Genomic DNA, 16675 nt, shown 5'->3' on the forward strand with positions numbered 1-16675 from the left:
GATGTTCCAGAACGCCGACGACGCGAAGAAGTTCATCGCGGACGAGGACGTCAAGTTCGTCGATGTACGGTTCTGCGACCTGCCGGGCGTGATGCAGCACTTCACGGTGCCGGCCGAGGCGTTCGACCCGGCGGAGGAACTGGCCTTCGACGGATCGTCGATCCGCGGCTTCCAGGCCATCCACGAGTCCGACATGGCCCTGCGCGCCGACCTCTCCACTGCCCGGGTGGACCCCTTCCGCCGCGACAAGACGCTCAACATCAACTTCTTTATCCACGACCCGATCACCGGCGAGCAGTACAGCCGTGACCCGCGGAACGTGGCCAAGAAGGCCGAGGCGTACCTGGCCTCCACCGGCATCGCGGACACCGCCTACTTCGGCCCCGAGGCCGAGTTCTATGTCTTCGACAGCGTCCGCTTCGAGACCACCGCCAACCGCTCGGTCTACGAGATCGACTCCGAGGCCGGCGCCTGGAACACCGGTGCCCTCCAGGACAACCGCGGCTACAAGGTCCGTTACAAGGGCGGCTACTTCCCCGCCCCGCCGGTGGACCACTTCGCGGACCTGCGCGCGGAGATCTCCCTGGAGCTGAACAAGGCCGGCCTGCAGGTCGAGCGCCAGCACCACGAGGTCGGCACGGCCGGCCAGGCCGAGATCAACTACAAGTTCAACACCCTGCTCGCGGCCGCCGACGACCTGATGCTCTTCAAGTACATCGTGAAGAACGTCGCCTGGCGCAACGGCAAGACCGCCACCTTCATGCCCAAGCCGATCTTCGGTGACAACGGCTCCGGCATGCATGTCCACCAGTCCCTGTGGAACGGCGGCGAGCCCCTCTTCTACGACGAGCAGGGCTACGCGGGCCTCTCCGACACCGCCCGCTACTACATCGGCGGCATCCTCAAGCACGCCCCCTCGCTGCTGGCCTTCACCAACCCCACGGTGAACTCCTACCACCGCCTGGTCCCCGGCTTCGAGGCCCCGGTCAACCTGGTCTACTCGCAGCGCAACCGCTCGGCCGCCATGCGCATCCCGATCACCGGCGCCAACCCCAAGGCCAAGCGCGTGGAGTTCCGCGCCCCGGACCCGTCCTCCAACCCCTACCTGGCCTTCTCCGCCCTCCTCCTGGCCGGCCTGGACGGCGTCAAGAACAAGATCGAGCCCGCCGAGCCCATCGACAAGGACCTCTACGAGCTCGCCCCCGAGGAGCACGCCGGCGTCCCCCAGGTCCCGACCTCCCTCCCGGCCGTCCTGGAGGCCCTGGAGGCCGACAACGAGTACCTCCAGGCCGGCGGCGTCTTCACCGCCGACCTGATCGAGACCTGGATCGACTACAAGCGCGTCAACGAAATCGCACCGATGCAGCTGCGGCCGCACCCGCACGAGTTCGAGCTGTACTTCGACATCTAAAGGGTGGGGTCGGGTAGTTGGGGCGAGCCCCGGAAACCTGCTGTGACCTGGGAAAACACTGCTCGGCAGTTCTCACTGCTCCCGGCTGTTTTCCAGGGTCCTGTGCACCAGGTGTACACCGACCACAGCAATACCTGACTCATCATCAGATGCGAGCATGAGGGCCGCCGTCTCCGGGGAGGAGGCGGCGGCCCTTACTCGTGAAGGAAGGCTGAGGGTGCCGTCCATCGGCTCATCACGGCGATGGGGCAGGACAACGGGCCGTGCCGGGTGTGGCAGGTAGGGCGTTATCCGGCCCGTTCAGCCAGGAGCAGGGCGAGGTGGCCGGCCGGGAGGAGGAAACGGCCCTCGGCAGCGGCCGTGATGGCATCGACCAGAGGCCACCAAGAGAGCTTGAAGTCTTCTTCGGTGGGCGTGAGTTGCTGCGGGCCGAGGGTGAGGTCTCGGGCATCGTAGAGGTGGACACGGGCGGTGGACTCCAAGGTGATGGCATAGGCGCCCAGGGGCCGCCACTGCCGGGCGATGATCCCGGCCTCTTCCTGGAGTTCTCGCTGTGCGCACTGCTCGGGGCTCTCGCCGTCTTCGCGTCGGCCGCCGGGCAGAAACAGGAACTCGCCGCCGTGGCGCGGGAAGTTGGCGGTCAGGATGGCGACGAGGCCCTGCTTGTCACGGGCCACCACCACGGCGGCGTCGCGGGCCGGGCCTCGTCGGTGAACCTCATCGCTCATGGCGAGCGAGCCTAGCGGTGGCCTTTAGAGCACGGTGGCCGCATAGGGAACATTCATCACGACGGGGTGGGCGATGCCCCGGCCGTGATAGCCGTCGTCCCCGTAGGCGTCACCGTGGTCGGCGCACAGGATGACCAGCCAGGGGCACTTGGCGGTCAAGGTGGTGATCAGGCGGCCGAGGTGTTCGTCGGCATAGGCGAGCGCGGCCCGCTGCGACTTCACGGTGTCGGTGCTCTGGCCGAGATAGTGGCCGTGGGGCACGTGGGTGGCGGAGACGTTGAGGAAGAGGAACAGCGGTCGGCCTTGGTGCTTGTCGGCGACGTCGAGCGCGTGGTCCACCTGGTGGCGGGTGGAATCGGCCTCGGGGGAGCAGAACTCCGGCCGCCAGTAGTCCTCGTCGAACAATTCGGGCAGCACGCTGCCGAGCGGTGTCTGGCGGGAGAAGTAGGTGACGTCGCCGATGCACACCGTGCGGTAGCCGTGCTGTCCGAGACCGGTGAGGAGGTTGGGGGCGTCGAACATGAACGTCTCGGGCGGCACGGTCTTGAAGGCGGGGGGCCGGCACTCCCACAGGCGGGGCGGTTGCTGCGGCTTGGGGAGTTTGGGCAGGAAGCCGGAGAAGAACGCCATGTGGGCCGGGAGCGTGAACGATCCGGGCGTGTGCCGGCGTTCCCAGCCACCGCGCGGCAGGAGTGCTGCCAGGTGCGGTGTCCGGCCCATCTCGTAGGCGGTGCGGGCGACGTCGTAGCGCAGGGAATCCAGGGTGACGAACAGGATGTTCGTCCCGGAGGTGATGATGCCGGCTGCGCTGATCACTTCCCGGCTCCTTCCGGACGCCTGTAGTGCTCGATGTGCCCTCGGGCCTGCTCATTGACGGGAATGGGCACATGACCGTCGGCGATCATCTGCCGGATGCGGGCCAGGCCCGCATCCTCCGTCAAGTGCTGGCCGTGACGGTCATAGAGGGCGATACGAACGGTCTCGGCCTCATCGGTGACCGTTGTGGTGACCAAGGCACCGGGCACGCCGCCCAGCTCCTTCATGGCGGCCCGCAGCTGATGCTCGTCGGCGATGTGCAGGTCCGAAATGGTGCAGGCGAAGTGCTGGGCGTTCATCGCGCCGCGGCACAGGCAGCGGTAGAAGGAGGCGCTGGTGGCCCGACTGTCGTAGGCGACGGCGACGCGGGCCGCTTGGGTGACGACGACGAGGCAGGCGCCGACCCACCAGCCGACGCCCTCGTGGATCTGGTCCGGATACCGGCCGATGGCGCCGCCGTCGCGGATCACTTTCTCGGTGTCGATGGGGTTAAGCACGCAGAGCCTCCATGCGGGAGGTGATCCAATCGCCGAGTTCGTCGGTGTTCTTGTCGTCGGTGTCCACGACGATCGCGGTGGGATCTGCTTCGGCGACCGCATCGAAGTTGGCCACCAGCCGCCTCAGGCGGCCAGGGACACTGAACAGCTCCGCATCGTCGGCCGTGAGCTTGCCGTGCCGTTCCTTGGCCGCGAGCCGCCGCCGCAGCTCGTCCTCGCAGCAGCGCAGGTAGAACGTCTGATCCGGGGTCTCCAGGTAGGGCCGGTAGGGCTCCAGGAGCCGTGTGACCTCCTCCAGGGGAATGTCGTGGACGGCGGCGTGGCAGGCGGCCACGGAGGAGACGTACCGGTCGGCGACGACGGGGCCGTGCTGACGGTACTTGCGGACGATGTCGGAAGCGTGCAGGAGCCCGGAGAGGTAGAACGCGAACTGAGGCAGGGGCAGCAGCAGCTTGTTGACCAGCGCCGACCAGCCGGAGTGCGGGAAAAGCAGGGTGTGCAGGCTCCCAGCCGCCTGCCGGGTGGCGATGGTCTGCGTAATCGTGGTCTTCCCGACGCCGGACAGGCCCTCGAAGACGGTGAACGAGCCCTGTGCGCGGTCGTAAGTGAGCGGGGCGTACGCAGTCGGCCGGCTCATAGCGTCCCCTCGGTGAAAGCGGCGACGTGATCGGCGACGACGGCGGCAAGCCGGCCCGGGTCGTCGAGCACGTTCTTCAGGTCCATACGCAGGTCCCGGCGGAGCAGGCACGGCATCAGGCCGCCGTCGTGGTCCAGGCGCAGGGCCCAGAACCCTTCAACACACTTGGGGCGTTGGGGGCAGGTGCCGCACTGGCCCACATGGTAGCGGCCGAGATGACGGTGGATGACGTCGATCTCGATGCCGTCGATGCGAAAGACACGCCGACCCTGGCCGACGCCGGTGACCTCGGTGTGCTCCTGGCAGGTCAGGGTCCGCAGGTGGGTCACGATGTCCTCTGCCGAGACGGCCGAGACGGCCCGGTCCTCGTTGAAGTCGGTGCCGACCAGTTCGATGAACTGCACGGGCATCCGGCGGGCCAGGGCGAAGTCCAGGATGGAGCGGACCTCGTGGGCGTTGTCCTCCAACAGCAGACAGTTCAGCTCCACTTGCTCGAAGATCTCGCGGGCGGCCTCGATGCCGTCCAGCACCATCGCGATGCCCTGGTGGGTCGCGGCGATGGCACGGAAGGTGGCGTCGGAGAAGTAGTGCAGCGAGACCTTCACCTTGTCCAGCGGGACGGCGGCCAGCCAGCTCCGGCTGGCACGCACTCGGGTGCCGTTGGTGATCAGGGTGTAGGAGGCGTCCGGGCCCGGCTGCGGGAGCTGTTCCAGCACCGGCCGGGCCAGGGGCGAGGTGAGCGGTTCGCCGCCGGTGAAGTGGACCCGCTTCAGCCCCGCCTCCATCAGCGCGGTGATGACCGTGACGTAGTGCGCGGCGCACAGCGAGCGCGGTCGCTGCTTCTTCGACCGGTCACGGCGGGCCACCCCCGGCGGGATGTCGCCCTCGTCGTGGCAGAACCAGCACGCGATATTGCAGGCCGGGCCGAAAGAGATGCGCAACTGGCCCCGCAGAGCAGCAAAGTTGCGCAGGGCGGTCCAGTCGGTCTGGTCCCGGGCGGGTGATGGGGCGAGGGTGAGCGGGACTTCCATGGAAAGCCTCCAAGGCGAAGCGCCCGTCGATGACGGGCGGACCGGGCTGCGGCCGATCGGTTGGTCCCGCCTCTCCGGCGCGTCAGGTCGGCAGGAGCGGTGCCGAAGAGACGGGACGCCTGGGTCAGGCCGGGTCGTCCCCCTCCGGAGCCAGGGTGGCCAACGTGGTTGCCGGATACAACAGTTGCACCTCTGCCATCCCCGCCGTGGCCGTGAGTCCGGTCAGGGTGTTCACTGCCCACAGCCAGGTCAGGGCGGTCTCCAGCGGATCGACGACGGGCCGCCTCACAGCATGACTCCGGTGCGTTCGCGGTCCTTCTGGCGGAGCTCGATGGCCCGCTCGACCTGGATATGCAGCAGCTCGACCTGGCCGGGCTCCATCAGCAGCGTCTCCTCCGTGGAGCCGTCCCGGTGGTGCACTGTGACCGGCAGGACCGCCTGTTGAGCCCGGGAGTCATAGGTGAGGTCGCGTTTGATCAGCGTGACGTGGGAGATCATCATGGGGCCTCAGATCTATTCGGGGGTTGTTGGATCTGCCCAACCAGCGTGCTGCGGTGGTTCATTAGCCGGTAGTGAGAGCTGGCCGCACCCACAGTGCGGCGGTGCCTCACCGTTATGTGCTCGGGCGGCACCGGATGGCAGGCGGCTAGAGGAGGCAGTCCTTGACCAGACCGCAACCGCACCCCGTGTCCTGTGCACGAGCCCTGCGGGAACGCATCGTCGGCCGGGCAGAATCACCCGACCCGGTCCCTCTGAGCCTCATTGCCGTCATCGCCTCCCGGCTCCGGGAGCACTGCGGGCACCATCCGCTCAAGTGCCGACGCCTGGCCCATGGGCAGACCATCGCCCAGGCCGTGCAGGCTGCTCGTGAAGAGGCCGAGCAGTGCGGGATGGGCCGCATCGGGTTGAGCGAACGGTCGTGGAAAGAATGGGAAGTAGGGGGCAAGCCCAGCCCTGACTACCAGGATCTGCTGTGCCGTCTGTATCAGACCGACCCCGTTACCCTGGGCCTGGCCAAGGACTACTCGCCGCAGACGACCGGCGAGAGACCGGAGGAGGGGGAGACGAACCGGCGGGAGGTGCTCAAGGTCGCCGGGCTGGCTGTGCTGGACCCGGCTGCCGTCGCTGCCCTTCTCGACCGTGCCGCCGACGAAGTCGCCGAGTTCACACGGCAGGCCGAAGCCTCCGCCCTTGGCGCCGGTACCCTCGACCACCTTGATCTCGCCATCGCCGGTTTCAACGAGGCGTACTCCCTCAAACCCCCGCGCGATGTGTTCCCGGCCGTCATGGACTACCGCCGCAAGGTCAACACACTCTTACGCGGCCCCCACACCCACCCGCAGCAGCGCGATCTGCTCGCGTGTGCCGGGTGGCTGTCGGAACTGCTGGCCTGGCTCGCCCACGACCTGGGAAGCGCCCGCGCCGGCCTGGCCTTCGCCACCGACGCCTACACCCACGCAGAACACGCCGGACACGGAGAACTGTGCGGATGGGCGATGGACGCCGCCGCCTCCATCAACCTGTACGAACACCGCCCCCACAAGGCCCGCCAGGCAGCCGAACGCGGACTGTCCCAGACCTCCGCCGGCCATCCGCTGACCGTGCGACTTCACGCCCAGGCAGCCCGCGCAGCCGCCGCTGATGGCGACGGCAACGGCTTCACGACCGCCTTCAGTCACGCCCAGGACGCCTACAGGCTGCTGCCCTCGCGTCCGCGACAACGGTTCGGCATGGACACCCTGCCCTTGGCGGAATACGCCCTGACGTCCTATCCGGCCAGTGCCCACATCTGGCTCGGCAACGCAGTGCAGGCCCAACAGGCCGCGGAGTCCGCCCTTGCGGTGTACGAGGCGGCACCGGCCGCCTCGCGGTCGCCCAGTCGCGAGGCCATCGCTTGCATCGACCTCGCCTTTGCCCGTGCCCTGCTTGGCGAGCCGCAGGATGCGCTCGTCCTCGGCCACCAGGCTCTCGACAGCACCCGCGTCGTGGACTCCGTCCGCAACCGGGCTCGCGAACTCGCCTCGTTCCTCACTCGCCGCTATCCCCGGCTGGAAGCAGCGGAAGAGCTCCAAGAACGCCTGCTGACGACGGCTGGACAACCACAACTCCCGGAGAACACCTCGTGACTGAACGGCAAATCAACATCCGCGAGCCCTACCTGAAGCTGATCCAGGACGGCACCAAGACGATCGAGGTCCGCGTCGGCTACCCCAGCATGAAGAAGATCGCCGCAGGCCAGGTGCTGGTGTTCCAGTCCGGCGACGATACCTGCCGCACCCGGGTCGTCAAGGTAGCCGAGTACCCGTCTTTCGAAGCCATGGCCGACGCGGAAGACACCGCCGCCATCGGCGGCGACATGAACCGCGACGAACTCCTTGCCGCCTGCCGCGACATCTACCCACCCGAGAAAGAAGCCCTCGGCGTCCTGGCCATCCACCTCCACCGGCTCACCGGCGCCGGTTCGGTTGAGCGGTGATGCGCCAGTTGAGGACCTTGGCGGAGCGCTCGGCACTGTCGAGTTCTCGTTGGGCACCAAGCCGCTGGCCGTCCGACGGGCTGCCGGTCACTCCACCAGTGACCGGCAGCCCGTCGGCGTTGTGACTCCCGAACAGTCCGGGTCCATCGCCGAGGAAGTAGCGCGCCGGAACGTGACGCGCTGATCAGGCATACGGGTTCAGCCGGGAGAGGTCCGGGTCGAACCCGAAGGGCTCGGGGATGCGAACGCTCTCGCCGAACTTCCGGTCGGTGCGCGTGTGGTACCGATCGTGATTCGGCTCGGAGAAGAGCGTCACGGTCGAGTCGCGGGCGTCCACGATGAGGTAGAGCGGGATGCGCATGACCGCGTAGTCCCGTAGCTTGCCCACTCAGTCGTTCTCCGGGTTGGAGGACGAGACGATCTCCACCGCGATGAGCGCGAGGTCGGCCGGTGCCGTGTTCCCTTCCCCTTCCATGACCGCTTCGGGCAGATAAGTGAGGTCGGGGTTACGGAGCTTCGCTGCGTGGGGGGATTCCAGGTCCGTGTTCTCGGTCGGCATAAAGCCATCCGGCCGGTGTGCATCGAACTGCCGGCGCAGATGGAACAGGTTGCGCTGGTGCATCACTGTCGGCGCCGTCTGCATGATGACCGTGCCGTCGGTGAGGAGTGCACAGCCAGCGTATCCACCCGGACAGAACCCGAGGCCGCCTCAGCCCCCGCCCACCCCTACGATGACGTGGACGTATCAACGACAACACCGCGCCACAACAGGCACAGTGGGCACAACGGGGACTTTTATGAGCTTCATGGACCGCCTGCGCGGCGAGTTCATCGACATCATCGAATGGACCGACGACAGCCGGGACACCATCGTCTGGCGTTACCCGCGCTACGAGAACGAGATCAAGATGGGCGCCAAGCTCATCGTGCGCGAGTCGCAGGTCGCCGTTTTCGTCAACATGGGCCGGATCGCCGATGTCTTCGTGCCGGGCATGTACGAGCTGCAGACCGGGAACCTGCCGGTCCTCTCCACCCTGCAGGGCTGGAAGTACGGCTTCCACGCGCCGTTCAAGGCAGAGGTCTACTTCGTCACCACCCGGCAGTTCACGGACATGAAGTGGGGCACCCAGAACCCCGTCACGGTCCGCGACCCCGAGTTCGGCATGGTGCGGCTGCGGGCGTTCGGCGGCTACGCGGCGCGGGTCACCGACCCCGCCCGGCTGCTCACCGAACTCGCCGGCACCGACCCGCAGTTCCGCACCGAGGAGGTCGAGGACTACCTGCGGCAGCTGATCGTCGGGCGGCTCGGCACGCTGCTGGGCAGTTCGGGCATTCCCATGCTCGACCTCGCCACGCGCCAGGGCGAGTTGGGCGACCGGCTGGGCCAGGCGCTGACCGAGGAGCTGGCGGCGTCGCACGGTATCTCGATCCCGAAGTTCGTCATCGAGAACATCTCGCTGCCGCCCGAGGTCGAGCAGGCCATCGACGCCCGCAGCCGGATGGGCATCATCGGGAACATCGACAACTACGCCCGCATGCAGGCGGCGGACGCGATCCGGGACGCGGCCAACAACCCCGGCGGCGCCGGGGAAGGCGTCGGCCTGGGGCTCGGCATGGCCGCCGGCCGGCAGATGGCGCAGGCGTTCATGCCCCAGCAGGCGTTCACGCCCCAGCAGCCTTACGCGCCCGCCGCCCCGGCGCCCGGCGGTGCGGCCGTTCCGCCGCCGCTGCCCGGTCAGCACCAGTACCAGTGGTACGTGGCCGTGGGCGGGCAGCAGCAAGGACCCTACGACCAGGCGACATTCACCGGACACATCGGCTCCGGAGCGGTACGGCCGGGCATGCTCGTCTGGCGGGAGGGCATGGCGGCCTGGCAGCCGCTGGAGCAGATCTCCGAGCTCGCCCAGTACGTCCGTGCCACCCCACCGCCGCTGCCGCCGCAGGCGTGACCGACCGCCAGGACCCTGTGATCCCATGAACTACCAGCCACAACAGCCATATCAGCAGCCACAGTCGCAGCCCTACCCTCAACAGCCCTATCAGCCATATCAGCCCTACCAGCAGCCGCCACCCCAGCAGCCTTACCAGCAACAGCCGTACCAACAGCAGCCGCAGCAACCCGCCCCGCAGCAGTCCTACGCCTGCCCCTCCTGCGGCTCCACCGCCGAGTACGCCCCCGGCACCAACTCTCTCCGCTGCCCCCACTGCCGCTTCGAGCAGCCCATCGCGCCCGTCAACCGCGAGGTACGTGAGCACGCATGGGAGGAGCTGGCGAGCCTGCCGGCCAAGCCCCGGGGGGCCGGCGGGCAGATTCTGCAGTGCCCCGGCTGCGGCGCGTCCAACGAGACCAACGCCCTCTCCGGCCGCTGCCGGTTCTGCGCCACCCCCATGGTCGCCTCGGCCGCCACCGACCGGATCGTGCCCGAGGGCCTGGTCCCGTTCCGGGTGGACAAGCGGGATGTACACGACAACCTGCGCAAGTGGGCCCGCTCGCGCTGGTTCGCGCCGAACAGCCTGAAGAAGGTGAACTCGGCGGAGTCCCTGGACGGTACGTATGTGCCGCACTGGACATACGACGCCGCGACCGCGTCCTCGTACAGCGGCGAGCGCGGCGAGGAGTACACCGTCGGGAGCGGCAACAACAAGGAGACCAAGGTCCGCTGGCACTCGGTCCAGGGCACGGTCCAGCGGTTCTTCGACGATGTCCTCGTCCCCGGTGCCGGGCACCTGCCCGCCGACCGGCTGGAGGCGCTGGAGCCCTGGCCGCTGAAGCAGGCGCTGCCGTACCAGGAGGCGTATCTGGCCGGGTTCCGGACTCTGCGGTACGACGTCGAACCGGAGGCGGGTTTCCAGTGCGCCCAGCAGAAGATGGCCAAGGTCATCGAGAAGGATGTCAAGAAGGACATCGGGGGTGACCGGCAGCGGGTGCACGCGGTCAACACCAACTATGGAGCGGTGACATACAAGTTGCTGCTGCTGCCGGTGTGGTTCGCGTCGTATGTCTACAACGGCAAGCAGTGGCAGATCATGGTGAACGCCGAGACGGGCAAGATCACCGGTGACCGTCCCTACAGCCCCTGGAAGATCGCGCTCGCGGTCGCCCTGGTGACGGTGCTGGTGACGCTCGCGGTCGTGCTGGGCCGGCACCACCACCACTGAGGGCGCCAAGGCAAGCTCCTTGCGGAGCGCGGCTTTCGGGGCTGAGCCCCCGAGCATCAATGCGGCACCTCGCCAACCCGGTCGGCCGCGGCCCTCACCAGAATCGCCGAGGAACCGGTCACGGTCCCGGCCGGTCCCGCCGGCCCCGGCTCGGTGAGCACCGTGCGTTCACCGAGGAAGGCATAGGTACTCCGGTCGAAGATCCACTGGGTCTGCCGGCCACCTGCCGTACGGGCGACCGCAATGCCCTCGCGCCCCGCGGCGTCGGCGGCCGGTTACCTCGCTAGTGCCTGCCCGAGCCGCTCATGAGCCGCCCCGGTGAGCGCCCGATGCAGTGACTCGGCTCGGGTACGGACAAGGCCGCCCTGGTAGGCCATTGGAAGCTTTTCCCAGACGTCGATGGCCAGTTCGGCGGCGGCCGCCGGATCGCCGTCGGCATGAACGCAGGTCGCGCGATCCATGGCCAGGAGGGCCCGGACCATCACTGACGGGGAACTGGTCAGGGCGAGCGCAGCCTCTTGTTCCGCGTACGCCTGGCGAGTTCGTCCAAGGAGGGTGAACGCCTGGGAGAGGTGGACATGGTGTTTCTGGAGCGGGTAGCCGAACCAGGTATCTGCTGATTCGGTGCGGTCAAGGCCTTCGGCGATGCTGCGGGCGTCGGCGACCGCCTTGAGGGCACCCGGTTGGTTCCCCGTGGAGGCGAGGGCCCGGGCGGTAACGGCCGCGGCCAGGGCGGCGGCTCCAGAAGGGGCGTCGCCTGCCTCGGCACGGGCTCGTTCGGCGAGGCAGGCGGCGGCGCGCGGGGCTCCGTAGTTGAGGGGCACCATGGCGTGCCGGGCCAGCACCCAGGAGAGCATCCGCCGGTCCCCGGATTCCCTCGCCGCCTGTTCGGCGGTGGTGAACCAACCGTGAGCATCGCGTTGGTCGCCACGGTCATGCTGGATGATGGCGACCAGGCCCGAGATTCCGGCGGCTGTCCGGGCCAAGTCAGCCCGGGCTTGCGCTCGATGGGGACGGTTGAGCACCGAACGCAGCAGCTCCAGATCGTCCCGCATCTGTCCGAGTACGACAGCGGGAGGGCGCCCGCGATACCCGCCCCGGTGCCGCTCGAACGCACCGCCAAGGTAAGCGAGGTCACCGGCATCGGACCCGGTCAGCGCCGCGTTGATGCCCTCCCGTGCTTCCGCGATGCCTGGCAACGCAGTGACTCCTGTGGCCAGCGCTGCCGCACCCAGGAACTTCCGTCGGTTCACCGCCGTGTCCTCCTCTCGCTGGACGTCATGCCTCTGACGCTCGAGTCTGCGCCACCGCCGGGACGTTGCCACCGCCCGAACGATGTCTTCCACCGGTACGCCATAGCCCTTGGCCAACAGTTCGTGCCAGACGGGAATCGGCAAACGGCGTTCCGTCTCCCAGCGCTTGAGGTTTCTCGGCGTCGAACCACCTGCCGCCCTGGGCCTCCTGTAGGAGCAGGGCCTGCGCATCGCGGGTGAGCCCTGCCGACTCACGAAGCTCACGCAGCAGGGCTCCAATGCCGTCTGGTGCCATCATGCGCTGCCCCCAAAGTTTTTGCCTCTTCAGTGCCCCATCCTGCCCCCGCTAAGCGGCACCCCGGGCGAAAACGCACCCCTTCGTGGCACCAGAAGACCAGACCCGTACGGAAGTTGACTGTGCACATGAGGCAGAGAGGAGAGCAGCCGGTGAACCGACCCATCGAAGCGCCCGTGATCGGGGTGTCCTCGCGACCTGTCGATGACCGCGTCAAGCCGGAGTACTACATCGGCATCGACGCTGTAACCGATCCCATTGTGCGTGAACTGCTGCGCAGTTGCCCGACGGTCTTCGGCCTCAAGAGGGCCATAACCGAGCTGTTCTCCGGCGGCTCCGGGCGTGGACTGCCGGAGTCCGCAGGCCTGATCGAACCCGGTGCCACCGTCCGGGGCACCGTTATCGTGTGCGAGGGAGCGCTTATCCAGGCCGGCGCGTTCGTCGCAGGCCCGGCCCTGATCTGCCCGAGGGCGGTCGTCGGTGGCGGAGCGCTAGTACGCGATCACTGTGTGATCGGCCCCGGATGTCAGATCGGCTTCGGAGCAGAGGTCACTCGCAGCTTGCTGGCCGGACGGGTACTCATCAAGCACACCTCCTTCGTGGGTGATTCGGTACTCGGCCTGGGAGTGAGCGTCGGCGCCTTCGTCTCCACCACCAGCCTGCGGTGCATCAGCGGGCCCGTCACGGAACCCGCCACCGAAGAGATCACCATCCACCTGGACGGTCACCGGATCGGCACAGGACAGACCAAGTTCGGCGCGGTGATCGGTGATGGCGTGGTCGTTCCGGCGGGAACCATCCTGCAACCCGGCACCCTCGTCGGTGCGGGCACCCTGCTCTATCCGCGGACTCAGATCGGTGGCTTCTTCCCCACCGGATGCCAAGGGCGGTGACCGATGCCCCATGTATGGCAATGCCACGAGCATGTGGTACGCGTGACGGGAGGGCGCCCATTGACGGGCAGCGTGACCGTTCAAGGCAGCAAGAACATCGCTCTGCACCTCTACGCCGCAGCCCAGTTGGCCGACGAGCCGCTGACCCTGACGGGCACGCCGGAGATCCTGGACACCGTCGTCTGCACGGAGATCCTCAATCGAACCGGCACCGTGGCGAAGGCAAGCACCGACCGATTCGAGACCATGCCCGGTGTCGGCTGGCATCACGCCATTCCCGACGACCTCGGCCGAAGGGTGCGTACGACCGCCGTTATGGCCGCGGCCTTGCTCACCCGCACCGGTGAAGTGACGTTCCCGTTGCCCGGAGGCGATGCGTTCTGTCCCCGGTACATCGACCGTCACCTCGCTGCCATGGAGGCCGCCGGTGCCACGGTGGATGTCAACGGCGGGAGGGTCCGGGCCCGGCTCGACCGCGGCAAGCCCGCGCCGTTCACCATCGACACCGGCACTCGGTGGGGGCCGAGCCTTGGCGCGACGGTGACCGCCATGCTGCTGGCTGCCCGCGTTCATGGCACATCCACCATCTTTCGCCCGAGCATCGAACCCGAGGTGACAACGACCGCAGAGTTGCTGGCCCGCTCCGGTGTCGATGTGGAGTGGGAGGGCACGACAGCACTGCGCATCAACGGAAGCGACCGCATCGCCGGCGGAACTTTCGCCGTGCCGCCCGATCGCATGGAAGCCGCGACATTGGCACTCGCCGCCGCGATATCCGGTGGCCATGTACATCTCGCCGGCTTCCCGGTCAGCGGCTTCCCCGACGGCCTGCTGGCCGCGTTCGCCGACGCGGGCCTGGAGCTGGTGCCAGCAGCCGAGGGCACCATGGTGCGGTGTCCAGGAGGCCCCAGGGCGACACTGGCGGCGACCGGCCCGCACCCGGACTTCCCTACCGACGCACAGCCCCAATTCACCGCTTTGCTCACCCAAGCACCGGGCACATCCCGAATCCAGGAGCGCGTCTTCCCCAGCCGTGCCACACACACAGGACCACTGAGGGCACTCGGTGCGATCGTCAACGCCACCGGACCGGCCATCACTGTCCGTGGCCCCACACGGCTGATCGCCGCAGACATAGTGGGTAAGGACATCCGAGCCGCCACAGCCCTGGTGATTGCCGCCCTCGCGGCAGAGGGCACCTCTACCATTCGCGGCATGTACCACCTGCGGCGCGGCTACGCCGGGCTGCTGCCCAAGCTGGCCGCCCTCGGTGCGCGGCTGACGATCGACGAGGAGACGCCGTGACGACCAGCCCTGCTCTCTGGAACGACGCCGCGCTCACCGAACTGGCGGAGTGTCTCGAACTGTTGACTGCGGACGGCAGCGTGCCAGGCGGCGTAATCGCCTACGGCACCTGTGGCGGCCGACCGGGCTACCTGGCTTCCGGCCTGGTCGCCGCCGAATGCGGCGACACGCGCCCCGGGCCACAGACGCGCTACGACCTGGCCTCCCTGACCAAGGTCGTCGCCATCTGGCCACTGGTCGGCAAGACTCTGGCCGACCGGCTTCCTCTGGGCGCTCCCATCCGGCACGCTCTGCCCGGCCTGCCCGCCGACGCGCCAGGCGGATGGGTAACCGTACGGCAGATCCTCGCCCACACCTCCGGCCTGCGCGCCGACACCCGGCTCGACCAGTACCGAAAGAGCGGTAGCAATCTCGCCGAACTCATCTGCCGGGAGCCGCTCATCAGCACTCCCGGCACTCAACACCGCTACATCAACCGTGGCTTCATCCTCCTTGGACTCATCCTCGCCGCCATCACCGAACATCGCTTGGACGAACTCACCGACGCACTATGGCGGGACCTGGGCATGCGGCACACCACCTACGGTCCCCTGGGCCGTGCCACCGACGTCGCCCCGACCGAACAGCGCTTTCCCGGCGCCCCACGCCTATGGGGCCTTCCCCACGACGACAACGCCACCCTGCTGGGCGGAGTCGCGGGCCACGCCGGGGCCTTCTCCACCCCGGCCGACCTCGCCACATACGCCGACGCCCTGCTGCGAGCGCACCGCGCCCGGTCACCACTCGGACGCTGGCTGGCCGACAGCATGACCCCACAGGCAGCGATCGAACCAGGCCTGGACCGCGGCCTGGCGTGGATCCTGGCCGACAAGGGACAAGTCGCCTACCACCATGGCTTCACCGGCACCAGCCTGTACCTCTCCCCGGCAACCGGCCGGTACTTGGCCCTCTGCACCAATGCCGTCTACCACCACCAGGACAACCGGACTCGGCTCGCCCCGCTGCGTGCGCTGGCCTTGAAGGCCGTCGCCAACGGCGCCTGGTGATACCCGGCCGCATATCGCGCTGCTCTCCCGAGGAAATCCGGATGCACGCCCGCCCCCAACCCGAGCAAAATGCCCGCCCGGGGAAGGGAGTTCACCATGAACGATGCATCGGCACCCACCGTCTGATCCTCTCCGGCGCCCCCGGTGCCGGTAAAACCATCGTCTCCCCCTGGTGGCGGCCCGTTACCCCCGCTCGGCCCGGATCTCCGGGGACGACGTCGCGGACATGATTGTCAATGGCCGGGTCAGCGTGGTGCGGCTGCCCGAGCCGGAGGCGCGGCGCCAACTCCTGTTGCGCGCCCGGAACATCTGCACGCTGCGGCCCCGCGCGGCTGACGCCGGAGGAGACCGCCGAGGCCATCGTGGCTCAGGCCCGGGACCGGGCCGAGGTGTCCGCCGGATGAGGCGAGGGTGACTCATCCGCCCCGATGACCTGCCGCCAGTGCTCGGCGGCCTGGGCCAGGTCTTCTCCCACCTGGGACAGGAACCGGCCCATGCTCTCCAGCCGCACCGCCGCCGGCGTCCCGGCACCCATGACCCCGGCTCCCCACCGGACCTCGTCGGCGATCGCGGCGTTCAGCCGGGCGCTGGCCAGCATCGCCCGGAACCAGACGTCGTCGTCGATGACATAGCGGTCCCGCCGCCGGGGATCGCGTTCCCGCCGGATGAGCTCCTGCTCCTCCAGAAAGCCGACCGCCTTGGAGACCGAGGCCGGGCTGACCCGCAGCCGCTGGACCAGTTCCGCGGCGGTGAGGCTGCCGGTGTCGGTGGTGTACAGGCAGGCCAGCACCGCGGCCGTCATCCGCGGCAGGCCGGTGGCCACCAGCAGCCCGGTGAGCCGCTCCTCGAAGGCGCCCACCGCGCGGGGGTCGCGGCCACGGACGCGCGGCGGCGCCGGTGCCGCCGCCACCCGCCGCCCGCCGCGCCGCCGGGCGCGCCGTTCCGTCGCCTGCTGCGCGCGGTCGGCCCGGTAGTCATGGGGGCCACCGTTGCGCATCACCTCCCGGGTGACGGTCGAGGTCGGCCGTTCCAGCCGTCTGGCGATATCGGTGTAGGACAGGCCCTCGGCCAGCCCGGTCACGATCCGACGGCGCTCCTGAAGGGTGAGTCTGCCTCCCGGCATGGGTG

General features: G+C 68.4%; 19 protein-coding genes. 8 read left to right on the forward strand and 11 right to left on the reverse strand.

The features are described 5' to 3' along the window. Position 1: 1 nt before the first annotated feature. Positions 2-1411: a type I glutamate--ammonia ligase gene (gene glnA, locus CV755_RS15405; RefSeq protein ID WP_109280816.1), complete on the forward strand. Its 1410-nt coding sequence runs from the start codon at positions 2-4 to the stop codon at positions 1409-1411. A 287-nt stretch (positions 1412-1698) separates the two neighbouring features. On the opposite strand, the gene CV755_RS15410 is transcribed toward glnA, so the two are convergent. The 7 genes from CV755_RS15410 to CV755_RS15435 all read right to left on the reverse strand — a co-directional run bounded on the left by CV755_RS15410 (position 1699) and on the right by CV755_RS15435 (position 5621). Beyond that, positions 1699-2139: an NUDIX hydrolase gene (locus CV755_RS15410; RefSeq protein ID WP_109280817.1), complete on the reverse strand. Its 441-nt coding sequence runs from the start codon at positions 2137-2139 to the stop codon at positions 1699-1701. Between the two features lie 24 nt (positions 2140-2163). Further along, entirely contained in the window at positions 2164-2955 is a 792-nt protein-coding gene (locus CV755_RS15415; protein WP_109280818.1) for an STM4013/SEN3800 family hydrolase, read from the reverse strand. Beyond that, positions 2952-3452: a hypothetical protein gene (locus tag CV755_RS15420; RefSeq protein ID WP_109280819.1), complete on the reverse strand. Its 501-nt coding sequence runs from the start codon at positions 3450-3452 to the stop codon at positions 2952-2954. Before CV755_RS15420 ends, CV755_RS15415 begins: the two co-directional genes overlap by 4 nt. Continuing rightward, positions 3445-4089, reverse strand: coding sequence for a nucleoside/nucleotide kinase family protein (locus tag CV755_RS15425; RefSeq protein WP_109280820.1), 645 nt, complete (start codon positions 4087-4089; stop codon positions 3445-3447). Before CV755_RS15425 ends, CV755_RS15420 begins: the two co-directional genes overlap by 8 nt. Continuing rightward, positions 4086-5120, reverse strand: a complete 1035-nt coding sequence (locus CV755_RS15430) for a radical SAM protein (RefSeq protein ID WP_109280821.1) — start codon at positions 5118-5120, stop codon at positions 4086-4088. The genes CV755_RS15425 and CV755_RS15430 overlap by 4 nt, the downstream gene beginning before the upstream one ends. 124 nt (positions 5121-5244) lie before the next feature. Further along, entirely contained in the window at positions 5245-5409 is a 165-nt protein-coding gene (locus CV755_RS34690) for a hypothetical protein (protein ID WP_161968702.1), read from the reverse strand. After that, positions 5406-5621, reverse strand: a complete 216-nt coding sequence (locus CV755_RS15435) for a hypothetical protein (protein WP_241561222.1) — start codon at positions 5619-5621, stop codon at positions 5406-5408. Before CV755_RS15435 ends, CV755_RS34690 begins: the two co-directional genes overlap by 4 nt. A 161-nt stretch (positions 5622-5782) precedes the next feature. Between CV755_RS15435 and CV755_RS15440 the strand changes: the two genes are divergently transcribed. After that, positions 5783-7246 (forward strand): NsdA family TPR-like regulatory protein, encoded by a 1464-nt coding sequence (locus CV755_RS15440; protein ID WP_241561223.1) that lies wholly within the window; start codon positions 5783-5785, stop codon positions 7244-7246. Further along, positions 7243-7596 (forward strand): ASCH domain-containing protein, encoded by a 354-nt coding sequence (locus CV755_RS15445; protein ID WP_109280822.1) that lies wholly within the window; start codon positions 7243-7245, stop codon positions 7594-7596. Before CV755_RS15440 ends, CV755_RS15445 begins: the two co-directional genes overlap by 4 nt. 184 nt (positions 7597-7780) lie before the next feature. Here CV755_RS15445 and CV755_RS36150 read toward each other — a convergent pair whose 3' ends face one another. Continuing rightward, a complete protein-coding gene (locus CV755_RS36150) occupies positions 7781-7984 on the reverse strand; it encodes a Uma2 family endonuclease (protein WP_241561224.1) in 204 nt (67 codons plus the stop codon). Continuing rightward, the gene (locus CV755_RS36155) at positions 7985-8239 is read right to left on the reverse strand and encodes a Uma2 family endonuclease (RefSeq protein WP_241561225.1); all 255 of its coding nucleotides are present in this window, start codon (positions 8237-8239) and stop codon (positions 7985-7987) included. It abuts the gene before it with no gap. A gap of 154 nt (positions 8240-8393) precedes the next feature. On the opposite strand from CV755_RS36155, the gene CV755_RS15455 reads away from it, so the two are divergent. Further along, positions 8394-9545 carry an SPFH domain-containing protein gene (locus tag CV755_RS15455; RefSeq protein WP_109280823.1) on the forward strand — a complete coding sequence of 384 codons (1152 nt, stop codon included), beginning with the start codon at positions 8394-8396 and terminating at the stop codon, positions 9543-9545. Positions 9546-9570: 25 nt separating this feature from the next. After that, entirely contained in the window at positions 9571-10755 is a 1185-nt protein-coding gene (locus CV755_RS15460) for a TFIIB-type zinc ribbon-containing protein (RefSeq protein ID WP_206608436.1), read from the forward strand. Between the two features lie 275 nt (positions 10756-11030). On the opposite strand, the gene CV755_RS15470 is transcribed toward CV755_RS15460, so the two are convergent. After that, positions 11031-12008 (reverse strand): NsdA family TPR-like regulatory protein, encoded by a 978-nt coding sequence (locus tag CV755_RS15470; RefSeq protein ID WP_241561226.1) that lies wholly within the window; start codon positions 12006-12008, stop codon positions 11031-11033. A 447-nt stretch (positions 12009-12455) separates the two neighbouring features. Between CV755_RS15470 and CV755_RS15475 the strand changes: the two genes are divergently transcribed. From CV755_RS15475 to CV755_RS15485, 3 genes are read left to right on the forward strand one after another with little or no spacing between them, the layout of a single operon-like run. Beyond that, positions 12456-13196, forward strand: a complete 741-nt coding sequence (locus CV755_RS15475) for an LbetaH domain-containing protein (protein WP_161968703.1) — start codon at positions 12456-12458, stop codon at positions 13194-13196. A gap of 3 nt (positions 13197-13199) precedes the next feature. Continuing rightward, the gene (locus CV755_RS15480) at positions 13200-14501 is read left to right on the forward strand and encodes a UDP-N-acetylglucosamine 1-carboxyvinyltransferase (RefSeq protein WP_109280825.1); all 1302 of its coding nucleotides are present in this window, start codon (positions 13200-13202) and stop codon (positions 14499-14501) included. Beyond that, entirely contained in the window at positions 14498-15547 is a 1050-nt protein-coding gene (locus CV755_RS15485) for a serine hydrolase domain-containing protein (RefSeq protein WP_109280826.1), read from the forward strand. Before CV755_RS15480 ends, CV755_RS15485 begins: the two co-directional genes overlap by 4 nt. A 367-nt stretch (positions 15548-15914) precedes the next feature. On the opposite strand, the gene CV755_RS15490 is transcribed toward CV755_RS15485, so the two are convergent. Continuing rightward, positions 15915-16670, reverse strand: a complete 756-nt coding sequence (locus CV755_RS15490; protein ID WP_109280827.1) for a helix-turn-helix domain-containing protein — start codon at positions 16668-16670, stop codon at positions 15915-15917. Positions 16671-16675 lie beyond the last annotated feature (5 nt).

The sequence above is a fragment of the Streptomyces orinoci genome (genome assembly GCF_003121295.1).
In the GTDB taxonomy this organism is placed as follows: domain Bacteria; phylum Actinomycetota; class Actinomycetes; order Streptomycetales; family Streptomycetaceae; genus Streptomyces; species Streptomyces orinoci.

Excerpts from the sequence above, each read along its gene's own strand:
- CV755_RS15455 (WP_109280823.1), top strand. The coding sequence starts at position 8,394 with ATGAGCTTCATGGACCGCCTGCGCGGCGAGTTCATCGACATCATCGAA.
- CV755_RS15480 (WP_109280825.1), top strand. The coding sequence starts at position 13,200 with ATGCCCCATGTATGGCAATGCCACGAGCATGTGGTACGCGTGACGGGA.
- glnA (WP_109280816.1), top strand. The coding sequence starts at position 2 with ATGTTCCAGAACGCCGACGACGCGAAGAAGTTCATCGCGGACGAGGAC.
- CV755_RS36155 (WP_241561225.1), bottom strand. The coding sequence starts at position 8,239 with ATGCAGACGGCGCCGACAGTGATGCACCAGCGCAACCTGTTCCATCTG.
- CV755_RS15460 (WP_206608436.1), top strand. The coding sequence starts at position 9,571 with ATGAACTACCAGCCACAACAGCCATATCAGCAGCCACAGTCGCAGCCC.
- CV755_RS15490 (WP_109280827.1), bottom strand. The coding sequence starts at position 16,670 with ATGCCGGGAGGCAGACTCACCCTTCAGGAGCGCCGTCGGATCGTGACC.
- CV755_RS15430 (WP_109280821.1), bottom strand. The coding sequence starts at position 5,120 with ATGGAAGTCCCGCTCACCCTCGCCCCATCACCCGCCCGGGACCAGACC.
- CV755_RS15425 (WP_109280820.1), bottom strand. The coding sequence starts at position 4,089 with ATGAGCCGGCCGACTGCGTACGCCCCGCTCACTTACGACCGCGCACAG.
- CV755_RS15435 (WP_241561222.1), bottom strand. The coding sequence starts at position 5,621 with ATGATGATCTCCCACGTCACGCTGATCAAACGCGACCTCACCTATGAC.
- CV755_RS15410 (WP_109280817.1), bottom strand. The coding sequence starts at position 2,139 with ATGAGCGATGAGGTTCACCGACGAGGCCCGGCCCGCGACGCCGCCGTG.